Genomic DNA, 16989 nt, shown 5'->3' on the forward strand with positions numbered 1-16989 from the left:
ACTCAGTTACAATGCGCCTACTGGAGTTGTTAGCGTCAAGAAAGAGCTTAGTGAGGTCTTACTTTTACTCAGTCAATTTAATGCTACTATTCAAAGTAGGAGCCATCCTGGCCAAAACTAACGACGTGTGCATAATTAACGAGCACAAGATAAGGTGGAACTTGGCTCCTGTCCTGGAATTCAATCCTAGGTGCGTAGAAGGTGCGAAACTCCTCGTCTTCGAGGCCGAGAGTGAGCTAGAAGTACCACAGGAATTCTGGCTAGCTACTTCGCCCAAGAGATTGAAACTTCAGGCTGACGTCGTAGAGGTTGTGAAATTAAGTGATGGCTCCTTCAAAGCAACTCTAGCTAACGAGCTTTTCAATTTTCGTATAAGTGGTGGCCAATTGCTCGAACTAAAAATGGGGAGTGATGAGGCCGAAGTCCTTCGATTACTGGAGGAGTGGGGAGGTGAGGCCGAACTTAAAGACGTCGTAGCGGTAGCATCGAAGCGATGTGGAATGACAAGGGATGCCGTCAGAGAAGTAGTATGGAGGCTCAAGGAGAAGGGATATCTAGACTTGATTGGGAGGCTAGTGAAGAAAAAGAACATGAGGGAAGGGTAAAGCTAAAGTCCCCAAACTTACGTAGTGAGAGCTAATTAGGCCACAGTTGTGGGAAGCCCTAGTCAACAGCTTCCATTAAACTGTGGTTTAATATTTTACAGTTAAGACAAAATAATGCCACAGCAAATGGGGGTAGTCGTACCGACAAGGTCTAGTGGTTTGGAGGTGTTCGGATCTTCCCACTTCCTCGGGACGACATAGAGATAGGTCCAGGTCACCTTCACCAACTGGGCTGAGAAAGATGAACGCTCCCAAAGACTTCGGTGAAGCGCTAGACTGAGAATTGCAAGTTCGCGAAAAATCAATGAAAGCCCGAACCCTAGAGAACTAAGCTCCACACTTTCCTAAGAAGACTGCATTGTGTTTACCCGCGGCGTAACTCACCCACTTCCAATTCCGCCCCGGCCACCCTTAAGGGATCGCAAACCCTCAAGTCCTCGGGGCCGGTGGAGGGGAGCACCACCCTCACCTTCCTCGTCCCCCACCCTCTCGAGAGGTGTCAGTCCTCGGTTCGGGGGTAGTCGACTGAAGTCCTCGGGTGGCACTACGTGAACGCAACTCTAGACAAGGACGTTTAGAAGAGATTGAAAGCGTTTGGTCGCGCGAAGGTGCTATAGTCTCTAACTTTACCCTTTAGTTAATAACATTATGGCTGGTTTCATGGGCAGAGAGTCCTTCTTAACGCCGTGGACTTTCATCATGGAGGCTTCGTAGGCCTTCACGGCCTTCAGTCCAGTTTTCATTGCTATGTAGCTGGAAAACTTAGATATAACACTTAACTCGTCTAAATTAATTGCCAATACCTTTTCCCTCAGCTCCACTTTCATTTGAGAGGCCTGTTCTATGACTCGCCTCAACAAGTTAGCTGACTCCCTGTCATGTGGTCTCATTTCTTTCATCAGCTCTCCAAACCCCTTGCCTTGCTTCAGCTCTAAAATGACCTTCCTCAAGAGCTCCCCTTTGTCACGTTCGGCCACATATATGGAAGCCTCCTCAGCACGACCACCAACCACGTTCATAATAGACTTTATGTCGTCTATTAGAGAATGGATGTATTCCACACTTAGCTCGCTCTCTACGTCCACTAAGGAGGATTCCATTACTGGCCACTTTTCGGTATCAAGCAGAGTCCTGTGACCTAAAGAACTCCAGATCTCCTGCGAGATGTGAGGGGCAAGAGGAAAGAGCATTTTAATCCATGTTTCAATAAATTGCCTTAATATTTTCTCGTTAGGACCTCTATTAGCGGCCTTCACCATGTCTAGGTAGTCCTCTACGTAGTATCTCAACTTATACACCAACGTATTCATTACTTCCCTAAGTCTCAACTGCTCCATGGCCGTGGTGACATCTCCTACGGCTAATTGGAGCTTACTCATCAGCCATCTCTCAGGTACGTCAACCGTCTCTGACCCTGTTATTGACCTTGAGAATTCGTAAAGCCATCTGAGCTGTTCTAGGACGCTTTTTGCGTCCGAGTCTGTGAAGTTGGAGTCTGTCCCTATCTCGGCTCCTCCCAGTACAGTCAACCTAACCGTGTCCGCCCCGTAAGTCCTTATTGCCCTCCTCAAGGAAAGTATGTTCCTCAAGGACTTGCTCATCTTCTTCCCCTCATAAAGCACGAAGCCGTTAACCACGATCTGCTTGGGCCAGAGCTCCCGCGGGAAGATGGCTGCGTGATTGAAAATGAAGAAGGACAGGTGATTTGGAATGAGGTCCTTGCCGCTGTGTCTAGAGTCGAGTGGATACCAATACAGGAACTCGTTCCTCATTTTAGAGAGGACATCTTCTGGTATGGCTGATCGCTGGGACACTTGTTTAACGTCCCCCTCCCCCAATAGTAAGTAGTCCCACACCTCTGGAGTTAATTGTGTGGCCCTAATCCCAGCGTCCCTCATTGTTTTCACAAATGTGTAATAAGCCATATAGATTGTAGAGTCGCTTAAGCTCTCAATTATCCACCTCTTATCCCATGGAAGTGGAGTCCCCAACCCCCTAGTCCTCGCGCAGGCCCTCTTCTCTAACCACTCGATTGAATACTGGAAGTCCTTCCTGACTTCCTCAGGCAACAATCGCATTTGAGCGAGGAGCTCCCGTGAGAGTTCCTTCCACTTTTCGTTGCCATAATCCAAGAACCATTGATCCTTCAGTAGTTTAACCACAGTCTCATTGCCACACCTGCAGTAGACTGGCCTATTCATCATTTCATAGATCCTCCTTCCCTGCCCTTTTCTAATTAGGAAACTAGTTAACATCTCCCTCGCTTCTTTCACCGACGCTCCTACCAGCTTGCTCAATTCTTCCCTGTGTTGAGGGGCTGCGAGCTGAAGTACGTCTGGAGACATTTTTCCTCTGTGGAACTCCGTCTTATAGACCTCTTCAGTCAACTTCTCCAACTCTTCCTTACCCTTTGGTGGGTGTTGATCGACTAACTTCACAGCCAAAGGGACTTGCTCCCCTGGTACGTCAATTACCTTTATAGGGGTTACCTTGAGTCCCTTTTTCTTTATATAGAAATAATCGAAGGGCGCATGCGCTGGTACGCTCATCACTACCCCTGTTCCCATCAGTGGGTCAACGAATTCCGCCTGGATCACTGGAACGAACATGTTGGTCAACGGGTTCTTGGCCTTAAGCTCTAGAAGCTTAGAGTGATCTACTTTATCGACTATTCTCAGGTCATCCACTTGGAATGCGAGTTTCTGGGCAGCCTTCTCTGCCATTATGAACTTCTTTCCATCCATCTCGACACTGACGTACTTTTCTGAGGGGTTGATCCAGATGCACACGACCCCCAACACAGTCTCTGGCCTCAGGGTCGCTGCCGGAAGTATACCACTATCAGTTTCGAAGTAGATAAGCGTGAATTCTCCGATCTCTGGCTCAACATCCCCCTTCGTGTCGTGCATTCCGACCGGTAAATTATGCACTGGACACCAACCCACTGGATGCGTGTCCTTCACAACGAATCCGCGTTCACTAAGTTTCTTGAACTGCCACGTGATGAAGCTCGAGAACTCTGGATCTATAGTGGTGAACTCCCTCCTCCAGTCTAGACTCATTCCCATTTCGGTGAGTGCTGCCTTTATCTCATCCTTGAAGTAGTTAGCCATGAACAGGGGGTCAGCGAGCATTGATATCTTGTCAGGTGGAATGTCGTAGATGGACTTGAAAATGTCAATCAGTTCCCTATCCCCTCGTGCGATGTCGTCGGCCATTGTGATAATCGGCGTCCCCGTGAAGTGAAACCCGAGAGGAAAGAGGACGTTATATCCCTTCATCCTCATGTACCTTGCGTAAACGTCTGCTGTACCATATGTTCTCGCGTGGCCTAGGTGAGGGGGACTGTTGGGATATGGGAAAGCAGCAGTCAGAAAGAACTTGGGTCTTTTGGGGTCGGGCTCCGCATCGTAAACTTTTCCAGAGCTCCAGACGGTCTGCCACTTACTGGCGATTTCCCTGAGGACCGAGACGAAGTTGGAGGAGACCTCATTCATTGAGTGAGACTAACAGTAGCATATTTTAAGTCATTAGTGAAGTACTACCAGTGTTCACTAGGTCTGGAGATGACGGCACCACCTCCGTCAAGGATAAGAGAATAGGGAAGGATTCGCCAGTGGTGGAATTCCTAGGTGAGGTAGACGAACTAAATTCCTTCCTAGGATTTGCACTCAGCTCCCTCACATGGGAGGACATGCGACGTGACATTGAGAGAGTCCAGTTCGAACTATTCCAACTAGGCCAAGATGTCGCCACAGAGGGGGAAAGAGCTTCCTTTTCTGAGGAGAACGTTAAGTGGATAGAGGAAAGAACGATCTACTACAGAAAAGAGAGCGGCCCCGTGAGGCTCTTCGTGATCCCTGGGGGAACGGAACAGGCAGTGAGACTTCACTTAGTTAGGACAATAGCCAGGAGAGTGGAGAGAAAGTTGGTAAGGTTAAGTCGGGAAGTGAGCGTGAACCGCTGGACAATAGTTTACTTGAACCGCTTATCTTCGATGCTGTTCTCTATGGCCGTAGTCGCCAACAAGAGGAGTAATAGTCAGGAACGATATTTCGATATCAATAGATACTTTTAGACAGCATGTCTAAAAGTCCGCTCTTCAACAGGAGCTCGCAGTTTTTGCATATTTCCCTATTAAGGCTAGTAGGTTCCCCACAAATTCTGCAGAGGGGAAGTGAGGGAAGCTGTCCTGAAGAGGAACGCATTTTCTCAGAAAGACCATCAAAGACGTCAAGTATTTTCAGAAGGGAGCCAGGGGAAGTCGACTCTAACTGATAGAGAAGCTCCCTTACCTTAGCCCTGAGAGTAGGCTTCGTAACCATGTAAGGGCATTCCACGTCCTGAAACTTGTAACCGCTCAGTTCAGCGTACATCGTGGTTTCCCACTCATATATCCTTCTTAGAGGTTTCAATCTGGGGACGAACCTGTCACTTAGTCGTAATGGTGAATTGCCAAACCTGATCAACCTCTCTACGTCTCCCCTTAATAAATTGATCACTATAGTCTGCACTTCGTCGTCCAAATTATGGCCAGTAACAACTGCGTCAGCGCCAACCCGTCTAGCTGCGTCATTGATCAGCTTCCTTCTGAAGCCTCCGCAGAAGGTGCATGCTGAGACGTTCATGTTAGAATGGTTAGCTGCGGTCATCATGTCATCCAACGTGTAACCGACGGATTGCTTGAAGCTACTCTTTATAATGTTATAGATGCCAGTTAAGGATATCAACTGCTCAGTCTGGTCTTCCCTATTATATCCTCTTATTCCCTCCTCTATGGTAAACGGGACTAGCGATTCTCTATCTATCAGCCGCCTCAGTGTGTCTAACAATACGAAACTGTCTTTCCCCCCAGACACCGCGACCAAGATCTTCTTGGTCCTGTCTAACCCGAGCTTGGTTACCTCGACCGCTACTCTGGCCCTGACATCCGAGAGGAAGCACTCCTTGCAGAGCTTCCTCCTCGTATGAGGCTGAAATACTCTTGGCTCCCTAATCCGACATGAGTCGCAACTCATTTGGGTCTCCTTCCTTCAACTAATTTAGTGCCGCTGGCCACTTCATCTATGCTGTGAATAGCGCAACCAGTATCGTCAAGCAATCTTTTAACAGCGCTGAAGTTGATGGCCTCCCCCTCTACAACTATCATGAGGCCCATTGTTTCTACGTCCATGTCTGTCACAGTTATGTTGACACCTTCTACACCCTCCAAGGAAGAGATTCTCTCAGAAAGTTCAACTATAGATACTCCCTTAATCGGTTTGAGTACGTCTAACGTTATCCTCCTTATTCTTCCCATGCAACTGCAACCAAGCGTAGATCCATTGTTTCTAAGATAAAAACTGCTCTACAAAGGAGCAATCCCTCTTGAAACCGAATTACTCGCTCCATCGAACGCAACACTTGATGACGATAAGAATCTTATACTTATGGGCTTCGTCGAAAGGAGATTCGACCTCCTCCTCCAGTGCAAATAGTGAAGGCCACCAGAGGTCTCTATGGGTGCTACTCCACCACACCGCTATCTACAATGCACTGTCCACAATGTAAGATGAGGAGGTTTCCTGATCACCAATACAACGATTCCGACGCCTTCCTGAAAATATTCAGGGCACCATTCAAGTCGGAATAAAGTTCGCAACCCACAGGACAGTGGGCGATGTCTCTGGGTCGTCTTTTGACTCTAGGACAATGAAAAGCGCAGTGTTCTGGAGTATTATATTCACTTGCTTCAAACAGTTTTGTCCTCTTATTCCTCAATTCGACTTCGTACCGCTCCTCCTACGTTGTGAGAGTAGGGTCGCTCTCACTCCTTAATTTTCGAGGAGTTATCCAGAAGAGGTTAACGTACACGGAGTATATTTTGAAAATTTTCCAGCCTTTTAAGGTGAGGTTTGCCTATTGTTCTATATAGTGAGCCACAAGGTCTTCAGAAATTGTGCAGGAGACTGAGGACAGCCGGAACGAATCCGTCAAACAATTCCTCTCCCCCCGCCGAGGCGGCTCGTGGGCGACGAAGGGGCCCACCTGAGCGTCTACGCTGTTCCGGGGAGAGTTCGTCGGTCTCAGCTCGCGCTCAGACCGACAGGAGGCCTCCACCGCTTCCCTCAGGGGGTGACGTCCCCTCAGTCCATTGGACACATAGCACCTCGTCGTCGACGGCGGGGGCACCCCCGGGAGAGGACGTACCACCCGGTCTAGGCGAGGCCGCTCTCGTCCTCCACCGGGGATTTGCTCCCTCCACCTGCCTGACCTCTCCCACCGCCCGCTTCCCCGGGTTCAGGCCGGGTGCGACGGACTCCGCTAGCCGAGTGGACTCGGGGGTTCGACACTTCCCGTCGAAGTTAGTTGGGGATCCCTCGTCGGGGAGGTGGTCGAGTCCCCTCACCTTCGTGGCGCCCTCCGGCTCGAAAGTCGTCCTCTCGAAACGAATTGTTAGACACAGTCGCTGCAACACTCTAAATACTTAAATAGGGGGGGCATAGGGGTTATATTTTGTCGGGGGGCCAACGTGATGATGGGGGCTAGGGCTCTGGATGCTCCAAAAGTAATAGGAAAACAAGTGTTTGGAAGCCTCTACGAGTGCGACGTAGAAGCTCTGCGTGACGAAGAAACAATTAGGGAAGTTGTAATCAGGGCAGTCAGCGAAGGAAATATGACGTTGCTTGACATAAGGGGCTGGAAAATTGGGGAGGGGGTAAGCGTTGTCGCAATAATATTGGAGAGTCACATAACGGTTCACACTTGGCCAGAGTATAGGTTCGCTACAGTCGACGTCTACTCCTGTGGTGCACACACCGATCCCGTGGCCGCTTTCAAGTACATCGCAACCAAGTTGAACGCGAAAAGGTTTAGTATGAACCAGACTGACCGGTCATCTGATTTCTAGATGTTCATCGTAGTGGGCGGCGGACTAGCAGGACTACTTACTGCCGAGAAATTACGAGAACATGGAAGGACGATCGTCTTCGACAGGAGAAGAAAGCCTGGAAAAGAGTGTACAGGAATAATTAGCAGATCGACCCTGGCAAAACTTAACGTTGGTAAGGAATACGTGGAAGCAGAGTTCAAGGAAATCGAACTGAAATATGGAAAGTACTCCATTCTAGTGAAAACGGATGTAGTTAGACTAGATAGACAACGATTAGAAATGGATCTCGACATGAACTTTCGAGTGATCAGGCCGGTTAACGCAGTGATCAAGGAAGACTGCGTCGTAGCCAGCAACGAGGTGTATAGAGGAAGGATAGTAAGGGCTTGGGGATGGAAGGGTAAAGCGAGGTGGATCAGGGGAATAGAGTACTCCGCCGAGCCTACCAATCTAGACCATATATTAGTCTACTTCGATCGGAGAAACGTGGGTGGTTTCTCGTGGATAGTTCCGACACCGAGTAGGACCCTAGTAGGAGCAATATCCTACACCGACCCTATTTACTTCCTTCCTCATCTGGAGAAAAGAAGATTGGAGGTCCATGGCGGCGCTATACCTAGAGCTAAACCACGTTTCAACCTAAACGCTGAGATAGGTGATGCGACAGGATTGATCAAGACATTCACGGGAGGCGGAATTTACGGCATAGCTGCCCTACTGGAACCCCTAGTAAAGTGGATCGCTTTAGGTGACCCCTCTCAGTATTTTCAAACCAGAAAATCCCTAATTAAAGAGGTGACAACCCAATACAACATCACACGTTTCATGGAATGGACTTGGCCTACCTTGCTTTCAGCCTTCCGACTAATGAAAGACAGAGAGTTCAAGGTGGGAGACGAGTTTGATTTGCACTCAAGGCTTTTCCGATTGCTTGTTCCGTTTTGAATCCCTCACCAGGTTGAAACAGCCCTCTCCTCGCTCTATTATTCCCATCTGAAGTAATGCCTCTATGACTTTTTCTGGCTCCTTAACTCCTTCCGCCATAAGTTCCCTGACTGCTATTAACTCGCCAACAGATATATTTTCTTTAAAATATTTGATCGCTAACTCTATCTCTTTCTCGGTTGCCATAGTTAACGTTTAATTACACTCCCCTTTATGGTTCCATAAAGTTGAAAACGAAGAGGCTACTCCAACTGGTGAGAATACAGAACGTCATAGGAGCTGCTGTTGGGGATTTAATGGGATACGTGGTTTTCACGTCCTGGCGAATAGAGTGGAAAACGCTCTTGATCTCAATGGTTGTAGTTGCCTTAGTAGCAGGAGGTGGATACGTCATTAACGATATCAGGGATGTAGAAATAGATAAAGTGAACAAGCCAGAGCGTCCTTTACCGTCTGGGGAAGTCAGTTTGAGAGAAGCTAAAGCGATAACGCTAATATCTTTCTTAGGAGGTGCCTCCCTCTCAGCGCTTCTCGGACCTGTACCGTTCACAATAGCTTTGTTGACAATATTCCTTCTCGTAAGCTATGCGCTGTGGTTAAAGAAACAGGGGCCAGTTGGAAACTTAGTAGTCGCACTAACCACTGCCCTATCCATATTCTTTGGCGGGATTTCGGTTTCAGTTAACGCCCTAAGTTCAATTACGCTTATGATACCAGTAGTCTATTCGTTCCTTTTGACCCTTGGGAGAGAAGTGGTTAAAGGTGTAGAGGACTACAACGGTGACTACGCCCACGGCGTGAAGACACTAGCAATAAGGCTGGGGTAAGGCCGGCTTGGAACACTGCAAAAGGACTGATATTGTCAACGGCACTAATTTCTCCCTTACCTATTCTCTTTCACTACAATTTGGCTTATATAGTGTTACTTTTAGCCTTTCTCTTCTATGTGGTTAAAACGTTGACGCTACCTCCCTTGATAGAGAACGCTGCAAGAGGTAGCAAGTACTTGAAGGTAGCAGCTCTAATCGGCATAGCCGCGTTCATCCTAGGAAGTGTCCCGTTCGTCTTTCCTCATTAACGACTCCGCCAGTTAGGGCGGGGTGATTCACACAACTTTAGTTACTGCCTTCCTGAGGCTACCCCTTATACCAACAGCTCTAACTACTAACGATCCCCTAACGTCCCTACTTAGGGGAACTGTAACGACGAGGGAGGAACGAGCGCTCATCTCCCTCACCACTTTGTAACTTATGGTTATTCCGTTATTGAGTACGCTAAGCACTACTTTGTCCAAGGGAGAGTCGCTATTGTTAAACACTTCCAACTTGATGTGCTCAGCCGTCCTCTCAGCTTCCAGACCTAACTCCACCTCAGGCTCCGTTACCTCCATCCAGTACAATAAAGGAATCGCTACAGTGCTCTGAGCCGACTCCCCAAGGTGAACAAGCTTGAACCCGTCCGTCTTCGGAACTTCTATTTCGTTTGCTTCACCTGGATCCAATGCCAAGTCGAGCACTCTATCTCCCTCAAAGGCCTTCAGTCTGGTCCTGCAGTTACTTCTCAGGACCACATAGCCTGTCCCTTTTCCCCTGATCGCATATTCCTCCCCAGCTCTAAGCAACATACTCCCGGCTTTAAGGCTGTACTTAGTGAAGAATCCTTCTCCCCTGAATATGGAAACAACGCTGAGCTCAAGTAAAGTTAGCTCTGTTCCTATAGAGCTCAGGCTCACTTCGTTCCTCCCTTCCTTTACCACCGGGGTTATGTCGTATATTACGGACGAAAACGTTCTCCCTCCCATTTGTTGCTCAATAGTCGGACGAAATTCCCTTGTCAACGAGAAGTCGTTTATCCACACTCTCCATTTCGGAGAAACGATAGAGTTCCTTTGTAAATTTATCACCAAATAGGTCTCAGCGGGTCTCTTCTCCAGCGTGAAGGGGTAAGTCTGGTTCCTCCCTCCCCTTAACGAAGTGGACTCTATATACGTCACATGATCTAGGAAGCCATCAATGTCTCCTTCACTGAAGGTTATTAGTTCTCCAACTGGCATATTACTCACCTGCACTTACGTTGCATTAAATAAAGGTGAAGGTAAATGAAGCTCCTATTACGATTGCTAAGTAAGGCAGACCTTGCTGTAGAAGTCGTAGACGTGAGAGAACCGCTTCTAACACACTCTAGGTTTATAGAGGCTAGGGTCAGACAGTCAGAAAGGAAAATACTGATCGCTCTAAATAAGGCGGACCTTGTTCCGAGGGAGGTTGCTGAATCGTGGAAGAAACACTTCGAAAGGGAGGGACTAAGTGCCGTCTATCTTGCCGCCACGGGTCACATGGGAACTAAGTTCCTCAGGGCAGAAGTGCAGCGACTGTTAGGAGGAAAAGGAGAGGTGGTCTTAGTAGGCTTCCCCAAAACTGGCAAGTCCTCAGTAATAAACGCTTTGAAAGGCAGACACTCCACCTCTACCTCAAAATTTCCCAAGTCGCCGGGGTTTACAAAGAGAGTCAATAGGTTTAGGGTGGGGAATCTAACATTTTACGATACTCCTGGTACACTTCCTCCAGATGGAGATCCGTTCGAGAAGACAATTAGGGGACTCCCTGTGGAGAAAATACCCGATCCAGTACTCCCAGCGATTAGGATATTGCGAACCGCGATACTTCTAAGTGAGAAAGAGTTAGTGAGGAAGTATGGACCGTTTCGAGGGCCTGAGGAATTACTTGAATTAATAGCAAGAAAACGGGGCTGGGTTTACAGCGAAGATGGAGAACCCAACGTAGAAGAGGCGGCACGGGCGGTAATAAGGCAATATCATGAGGGGAAAATAACTTATTACACGTTTCCTCCGACGTAGGGAACTAGAAATGGTAATCAAGGCTGTAGTTTACGACGCTGATAAGACCCTCTGGAACCATCACAACATATCGGAGTTGGTTGAGCCAATGAGTGTGTCTGGAGACGTCCTAGTTGATGGAAGGGGAGACAGGGTAGTCGTCTTCCCAGGTGTTAGAGACACACTGAAGACTTTGAGGGAAACGGGAATTATGTTAGGTCTTGCAACGTGGAACTACGAATCCGCCACTAAGAGAGTCCTTTCCCTACTAGATTTAAGGTTCGACGTTGTGGTATCTAAAGACTATCCGTACAAGTTCATGATGTTGATGGAGTTCTTAATCAGAGCCTCACAGCTCGGAATGCGAATAAAGCCGGATGAAGTGTTATACGTCGATGACAGAAGGGATCACTTCGGTTACATCTGGTTTCACATTGGAAAAGTGAAGTGTCTTGAAATGTGGAAAGACGTCAAGGAGCACCGAGAAATCCTGAAAATGATTGAGAATGAACCGAATAGTTAGCAGCTTATATCTATAGGTGAACGCCGTTAGAATGTAGGAAAAACTTATAACGGATATCACAGGGTTATGGTTGGGACCAAACGTGACCGGTGAGTTCTCTCTCCAAGTATAATATGTCTCAAAGGAAAAGCCTCTGCGCCTCTAAGGAACTACTTAGTGGGGAGGTGGAGAGGCCTTGACTAACGGAGCTAAACTGACGATAGATGCGCTGAAGAGAGAGGGCGTGAAAGTGATCTTCGGTATTCCCGGGCTCACTAATATGCCTCTCTACGATGCGTTCCTGGAGGATCTTCAGAGCGGGGAGCTAAGACATGTGCTAATGAGACACGAGCAGGCGGCTGCACATGCTGCAGACGGCTATGCGAGGGCCAGCGGAGTTCCAGGCGTGTGCACTGCCACTTCTGGACCTGGAACTACTAACTTGGTCACAGGAATAATCACGGCGTTCCAAGACAGCTCTCCAGTGGTTGCAATAACAGGACAGGTCGTCAGACAATCAATAGGTAAGCTGGCATTTCAAGAAGCCGACACGCCTGGAATCTTCGCGCCCATCACCAAATATACTGTCCAAGTTAGGAAGGCCGAAGACATTCCTACATGGATAAGAAACGCCTTTTACATATCTACAACGGGGAGGCCTGGTCCAGTCCTAGTGGACATTCCTAGAGACGTTCTCTTAGAGGAAGTTAATGGAGAGCCGGTTGTTAAACCTTTGAGAGGTTACAGGCCCTTTAAGAGCAATGTGACGCTTGAGAAAATCAAGGAAGCTGCCAAGTTAATGATCAGTGCAGAAAGACCTGTCATCTTGGTGGGAACAGGTGTTGTATGGGCTAACGCTACACAAGAGGTATTGGAGTTAGCAGAAACACTAATGGCTCCTATAGTTTCAACCTTACCTGGAAAGTCTGCAATACCGCACGACCACCCACTGTACGTGGGCCCAATGGGCTATTATGGGAGAGCTGAAGCTAGTAAGGTGGCACTAGAAGCAGACTTGGTAGTTGCGATAGGTGCTAGAATAAGTGATAGAACAGTGACTTCTGGAGAGGAGTTTAAGGATGGGCGAAAGATAATAATGGTGAACATAGACCCCACGGATGCGGAGAAGGCGGTTGGTATAAACGTCACCTTAAACGGAGATGCTAAGTCCATAGCGAGACAGCTACGGGAGGCCTTGCTGATAGTAGGAAAACGCAATGAACGCTCAAGCTGGATGAGGAGAGTGAAGGAATTGAAGGAGTACTATTCAAAGTTCTACTTCGAAGACGATGGAAAGAAACTGAAACCTTGGAGGATCCTGAAGACCTTGAGGAACAGTATACCAAAGGACGCCATAGTGACCACTGGAGTAGGACAACATCAAATGTGGGCAGAGGTTTTCTGGGAGGTACTTGAACCTAGAACGTTCCTATCGTCGACGGGAATGGGCACCATGGGTTTCGGACTCCCCGCAGCCATGGGAGCTAAGATGGCGAGGCCTGAGAGGACTGTAGTTGACATAGATGGCGACGGATCCTTCCTGATGACCGCGACCAACTTAGCCACTGCTGTAGACGAGAACATACCGGTGATCTCTATCATAATGGATAATAGAACTCTTGGTTTAGTGAGGCAAGTTCAAGATCTATTCCAATCAAGGAGAATAGTTGGCGTGGATTACGGAAATTCCCCAGACTTCGTGAAGCTAGCCGAGGCCTTCGGAGCGATGGGATTCGATGCATACACCTACGAGGACATAGAGAGATCGGTCAAGGTGGCGATGGCTGAAAGAGTTCCAGCTGTAATAAGAATACCCATAGATAAAGAGGAGCTAGCCTTACCTACACTTCCCCCTGGAGGAAAACTGTCGCAGGTGATTGTGAGTGATCCAAGAAAAGGTAGTTAGAATAACGGCGGTATATCGAGACCCAGGTGTATTAGAGAGAATAATGGGGACGTTGAGGAGACTGTGGGTAGACTTGGAGTGGATGAATGCTAAGGTTTCAGGGGACACCGTGGAGATAACAATGAAACTGAAGGAGAGTAAGAACCAGAAGTTAGCCATTCTGAACCTCAGTAAGACGGTAGACATAGAGAGGGTAGAAGTTCTAGAGAATGATACGAGCCAAGAAAGCGAAACATTGATGGGAAGACTACCTATATATAAGAGAGTAACTGCATACGAGTGGGGAGATGAAGTTGGCTAAGATCTATACTGAGAAGGACGCGGACCTTTCCCCCCTGTTAGGAAAGAAAATAGCCGTACTCGGATACGGAAGCCAGGGGAGAGCTTGGGCACTTAACTTGAGGGATTCTGGTATGAACATTATCGTGGGTCTAGAAAGAAAGGGAGAGTCCTGGAAAAGGGCAGAGCAGGACGGGATATTCCCTCAGCTAACTGAGGACGCTGTACGTGAGGCTGACGTGATAATTTTCCTAATACCAGACATGGCCCAACGAACTGTTTACTTGGAAAAAGTAAAGCCTATCATGAAGAGCGGGGTGGACTTGGTTTTCGCCCATGGCTTCAACATTCACTATAAGCTAATAGAGCCTCCTCTAACGTCGGACGTCTACATGATAGCACCTAAAGGCCCCGGTCCGACTGTCAGGGAGTATTACATGCGTGGAGGAGGAGTACCAGCACTTGTGGCAGTTCATCAGGACGTGTCAGGTTCGGCTCTAAAGAAGGCTCTAGCAATAGCCAAAGGGATAGGAGCTACTAGGGCAGGTGTGATAGAGACTACATTCAAGGAGGAGACAGAGACTGATCTAATTGGAGAACAAACGGTGTTAGTTGGAGGAATTTCGGAACTACTGAGAGCGGCCTTTACAAACCTGGTGGAGTTAGGTTATCAGCCAGAGGTAAGTTACTTTGAAGCTATAAACGAAATGAAAATGATAGTTGATTTAATATACGAAAAGGGCATTACCGGCATGATGACGGCTGTCTCAGACACTGCAAAATACGGTGGTCTCACGGTAGGTAAAAAACTAATAGACGATAACGTAAAAAGGAAAATGAGAGAAGCGGCTCAAAGAGTGAGGGACGGCTCCTTCGCTAACGAATGGATAGAGGAGTACAACAAGGGGATGCCGACAATGAAATCCATGCTAGAGGATCTGAAGAATAGTAAGGAAGAACAAGTTGGAGCAGCGCTAAGGGAATTAGCCCTCAGGGGTAAGCCTAAGTCCTGAGGGGCTAGGAGTTGAGTGAAAGGAAGAGGAGAGGCTCGACAGTAGAGAGATACATAGTCAACAGGTTGACAGCGAAAGGCTTCGCCTGTCTTAGAGCACCAGCCAGTGGCAGTAAGAGGAAGCAACCAGTTCCTGACATAGTGGCCCTGAAGGATGGGGTGATAATTATTATAGAGGTCAAGAGCAGAGCAAGCGAGGAAAACATCTACGTGAACAGGGACCAAGCGGAAGGTATAACGAAGTTCTCGGAGAGAAGTGGAGGAGAGCTCTTCTTGGCGATAAAATCACCTTCTGGAATTCGATTTCTCGATTTCAGTAAGCTGAGGCAAACTAGAGGAGGAAATTTCGTCGCGGATAAGAATTTAATCTCCTCCGGTATGTCGTTAGAGGACCTAGTGCGTCACGTGGAATCTAAGCTAGTTAAGAAGCTAGACCTCTTCGCTTGAACCGTTCTCTGCTACTTGGACTCTTATTCTGACCCCAAGCTTCTTCTCGAGTTTCCTGAGCCTACTAGCAACTTTATTGTACCTAGAGGTCTCACTGCGCGGAAGGGAAATAACGTACTCTCCTCCTTCGAACTTGATCACTGCCCTAGGGACGTACTTCGAGATGATCCTGCCTACCTTATCGTGTTCTTGTCCCCGTTGGACATCCTTAACTCTGACTATCATGGTCTGTTCTCCAAATACATACATTTCATACTCAACAGAGTCCGTCAGGAAGTCCCTCACCTCTACCACAGGCCTAGCTAAGTCGGCCTCTCTGAGGCCTGTAGGTATCTTCACCACCATGTTCAGAGAGAACACCTTGGCCACTTGCCCCTTTTCGATGAAGACCACTGTGTCAACTATGTTAGGAACGGTTCCCAGATCGTTCCTGCTCAAGAACCTATGAATAGCGTCAATTGGAGTGGTGGCGTGAACTACCCCTATCATTCCTATTCCCGCTAACCTCAAGTCTATGAAGAGCTTGAAATCCTCGTCGTTCCGCATTTCATCATAGACAGTATAATCTGGCCTACTTAACAACAAGATATCGTGAAGTTCACCCACTTCCGCATAATTCTTAGAGTACTGGGTTATCTCAGATGGAAGGTCCATGTCCCGCGGAGATTCTACAGTCTTAACTACCTTCTCCATCTTCATGTAATATTCGGCGAGTGCTTGAGCAAAGGTGGTCTTACCCATTCCTGGAGCCCCGGCCACAAGTATGCCCTCGGCTTTCTCCTTAAACCTAGTTACCAATCTCTCGTCCAGCCCGTAGTCCTCCAAGCTCTTTTTCGTCACCGGTCTAGTAACCGTCATCTCCCACCCGTCACTGAGAGGTGGTCTCGTTACCACTATTCTATAGTTCCCCAGCTGAATCACAGTTGAACCTTTCCTCTCTATTTCTACGAACGAACTCCTAGTCAATCCAACCGCTAAGACAACTTCCGATAGCATCCTCTTAATCTCTCCAGCAGTCACAGGGTTTTTCGTAACCTCTAAGAATTGCCAGTTACCTGGACTGCCCCTCTTGGCCTTTATGGTAGTCCCTTCCTTAATATGAAGGCTCATCGTATTTGAATCGAAGAGGTTCTCAAACGGGATCTCCGCCTGCTTGGGCGAAATAAGCACACAATCCACCCCCAACACGGCCGCGGCTTTAGCTTGAAGGGGGTCAGCGGTGACTAACGTAGTCCCATGTTTCATGGAGTATCTCCTTAATACGTCGTTGAGGTCCCTCCCGTCACCATCCCACACTACCTCGAACGGCATGAGGAATCTCTCTGTGACGTCCTTCAGGAAACCTAGCTCCTCCAACGCGATTTCGCTAGTCACTAATCCTCTACTCACATCATTCCACAACTTCCTCACAAGGGCTCCGTGGACCACTATTCTACCTACTAGTCTACCCTCTCTCACCAAGCTCGTTACTCCAGCCAAGAGGGCGGACCTATCTATTAGGAAAGCCTTATCATAAGAACTGCTCAAGGTTCGATTTCACCGCCCCGTTGCTCATATTGTTCGCGCTCAGTATTAAAGTGCCTCAC

19 protein-coding genes are annotated in these 16989 nt (G+C 48.0%); 12 read left to right on the top strand and 7 right to left on the bottom strand.

The window, feature by feature from the left end:
* Positions 1-11 precede the first annotated feature (11 nt).
* The gene (locus HS1genome_RS11725; protein WP_126451207.1) at positions 12-605 is read left to right on the top strand and encodes a hypothetical protein; all 594 of its coding nucleotides are present in this window, start codon (positions 12-14) and stop codon (positions 603-605) included.
* Positions 606-1231: 626 nt separating this feature from the next.
* Here HS1genome_RS11725 and leuS read toward each other — a convergent pair.
* Positions 1232-4102 carry a leucine--tRNA ligase gene (gene leuS / locus HS1genome_RS11730; RefSeq protein ID WP_126451208.1) on the bottom strand — a complete coding sequence of 957 codons (2871 nt, stop codon included), beginning with the start codon at positions 4100-4102 and terminating at the stop codon, positions 1232-1234.
* A gap of 50 nt (positions 4103-4152) precedes the next feature.
* Between leuS and HS1genome_RS11735 the strand changes: the two genes are divergently transcribed.
* Positions 4153-4683 (top strand): cob(I)yrinic acid a,c-diamide adenosyltransferase, encoded by a 531-nt coding sequence (locus HS1genome_RS11735; RefSeq protein ID WP_126451209.1) that lies wholly within the window; start codon positions 4153-4155, stop codon positions 4681-4683.
* Here HS1genome_RS11735 and HS1genome_RS11740 read toward each other — a convergent pair.
* From HS1genome_RS11740 to HS1genome_RS11750, 3 genes are all read right to left on the bottom strand, one after another.
* Positions 4667-5623 (bottom strand): TIGR00269 family protein, encoded by a 957-nt coding sequence (locus tag HS1genome_RS11740; RefSeq protein WP_126451210.1) that lies wholly within the window; start codon positions 5621-5623, stop codon positions 4667-4669. The genes HS1genome_RS11735 and HS1genome_RS11740 overlap by 17 nt on opposite strands.
* Complete coding sequence (locus HS1genome_RS11745) at positions 5620-5904, bottom strand: DUF211 domain-containing protein (protein ID WP_126451211.1); 285 nt, start codon at positions 5902-5904, stop codon at positions 5620-5622. Before HS1genome_RS11745 ends, HS1genome_RS11740 begins: the two co-directional genes overlap by 4 nt.
* A 777-nt stretch (positions 5905-6681) precedes the next feature.
* Positions 6682-7062 carry a hypothetical protein gene (locus HS1genome_RS11750; RefSeq protein WP_126451212.1) on the bottom strand — a complete coding sequence of 127 codons (381 nt, stop codon included), beginning with the start codon at positions 7060-7062 and terminating at the stop codon, positions 6682-6684.
* A 57-nt stretch (positions 7063-7119) separates the two neighbouring features.
* Between HS1genome_RS11750 and speD the strand changes: the two genes are divergently transcribed.
* Both speD and HS1genome_RS11760 read left to right on the top strand, forming a co-directional pair.
* Positions 7120-7494 (top strand): adenosylmethionine decarboxylase, encoded by a 375-nt coding sequence (gene speD, locus HS1genome_RS11755; RefSeq protein WP_179950425.1) that lies wholly within the window; start codon positions 7120-7122, stop codon positions 7492-7494.
* Positions 7495-8421 carry an NAD(P)-binding protein gene (locus tag HS1genome_RS11760; protein ID WP_126451213.1) on the top strand — a complete coding sequence of 309 codons (927 nt, stop codon included), beginning with the start codon at positions 7495-7497 and terminating at the stop codon, positions 8419-8421.
* On the opposite strand, the gene HS1genome_RS11765 is transcribed toward HS1genome_RS11760, so the two are convergent.
* Positions 8389-8607, bottom strand: coding sequence for a PolB1-binding protein PBP2 family protein (locus HS1genome_RS11765; RefSeq protein ID WP_126451214.1), 219 nt, complete (start codon positions 8605-8607; stop codon positions 8389-8391). The genes HS1genome_RS11760 and HS1genome_RS11765 overlap by 33 nt on opposite strands.
* A gap of 41 nt (positions 8608-8648) precedes the next feature.
* On the opposite strand from HS1genome_RS11765, the gene HS1genome_RS11770 reads away from it, so the two are divergent.
* Both HS1genome_RS11770 and HS1genome_RS13125 read left to right on the top strand, forming a co-directional pair.
* Entirely contained in the window at positions 8649-9248 is a 600-nt protein-coding gene (locus HS1genome_RS11770; protein WP_232018769.1) for a UbiA family prenyltransferase, read from the top strand.
* Between the two features lie 119 nt (positions 9249-9367).
* Positions 9368-9499: a hypothetical protein gene (locus HS1genome_RS13125; RefSeq protein WP_269470934.1), complete on the top strand. Its 132-nt coding sequence runs from the start codon at positions 9368-9370 to the stop codon at positions 9497-9499.
* Between the two features lie 27 nt (positions 9500-9526).
* On the opposite strand, the gene HS1genome_RS11775 is transcribed toward HS1genome_RS13125, so the two are convergent.
* Complete coding sequence (locus HS1genome_RS11775) at positions 9527-10474, bottom strand: hypothetical protein (RefSeq protein WP_126451215.1); 948 nt, start codon at positions 10472-10474, stop codon at positions 9527-9529.
* A gap of 45 nt (positions 10475-10519) precedes the next feature.
* Here HS1genome_RS11775 and HS1genome_RS11780 point away from each other — a divergent pair, with 45 nt between their 5' ends.
* From HS1genome_RS11780 to hjc, 6 genes are all read left to right on the top strand, one after another.
* Positions 10520-11278 (top strand): GTPase, encoded by a 759-nt coding sequence (locus HS1genome_RS11780; protein ID WP_126451216.1) that lies wholly within the window; start codon positions 10520-10522, stop codon positions 11276-11278.
* 10 nt (positions 11279-11288) lie between these two features.
* Entirely contained in the window at positions 11289-11780 is a 492-nt protein-coding gene (locus HS1genome_RS11785) for a magnesium-dependent phosphatase-1 (RefSeq protein ID WP_126451217.1), read from the top strand.
* Between the two features lie 175 nt (positions 11781-11955).
* On the top strand, positions 11956-13665 hold the full coding sequence (locus HS1genome_RS11790) for an acetolactate synthase large subunit (RefSeq protein WP_126451218.1): 1710 nt from the start codon (positions 11956-11958) through the stop codon (positions 13663-13665).
* Positions 13643-13966 (top strand): ACT domain-containing protein, encoded by a 324-nt coding sequence (locus tag HS1genome_RS11795; RefSeq protein WP_126451219.1) that lies wholly within the window; start codon positions 13643-13645, stop codon positions 13964-13966. Before HS1genome_RS11790 ends, HS1genome_RS11795 begins: the two co-directional genes overlap by 23 nt.
* Positions 13953-14957: a ketol-acid reductoisomerase gene (ilvC, locus tag HS1genome_RS11800; RefSeq protein WP_126451220.1), complete on the top strand. Its 1005-nt coding sequence runs from the start codon at positions 13953-13955 to the stop codon at positions 14955-14957. The genes HS1genome_RS11795 and ilvC overlap by 14 nt, the downstream gene beginning before the upstream one ends.
* An 11-nt stretch (positions 14958-14968) precedes the next feature.
* On the top strand, positions 14969-15403 hold the full coding sequence (hjc, locus tag HS1genome_RS11805; RefSeq protein WP_126451221.1) for a Holliday junction resolvase Hjc: 435 nt from the start codon (positions 14969-14971) through the stop codon (positions 15401-15403).
* Here the strand turns inward: hjc and HS1genome_RS11810 are convergent.
* Positions 15386-16930, bottom strand: a complete 1545-nt coding sequence (locus tag HS1genome_RS11810) for an ATPase, T2SS/T4P/T4SS family (RefSeq protein WP_126451222.1) — start codon at positions 16928-16930, stop codon at positions 15386-15388. The two genes, hjc and HS1genome_RS11810, sit on opposite strands and share 18 nt — an antisense overlap.
* Positions 16931-16989: the final 59 nt, after the last annotated feature.

It is taken from the genome of Sulfodiicoccus acidiphilus (assembly GCF_003967175.1).
Classification (GTDB): Archaea; Thermoproteota; Thermoprotei_A; order Sulfolobales; family Sulfolobaceae; genus Sulfodiicoccus; species Sulfodiicoccus acidiphilus.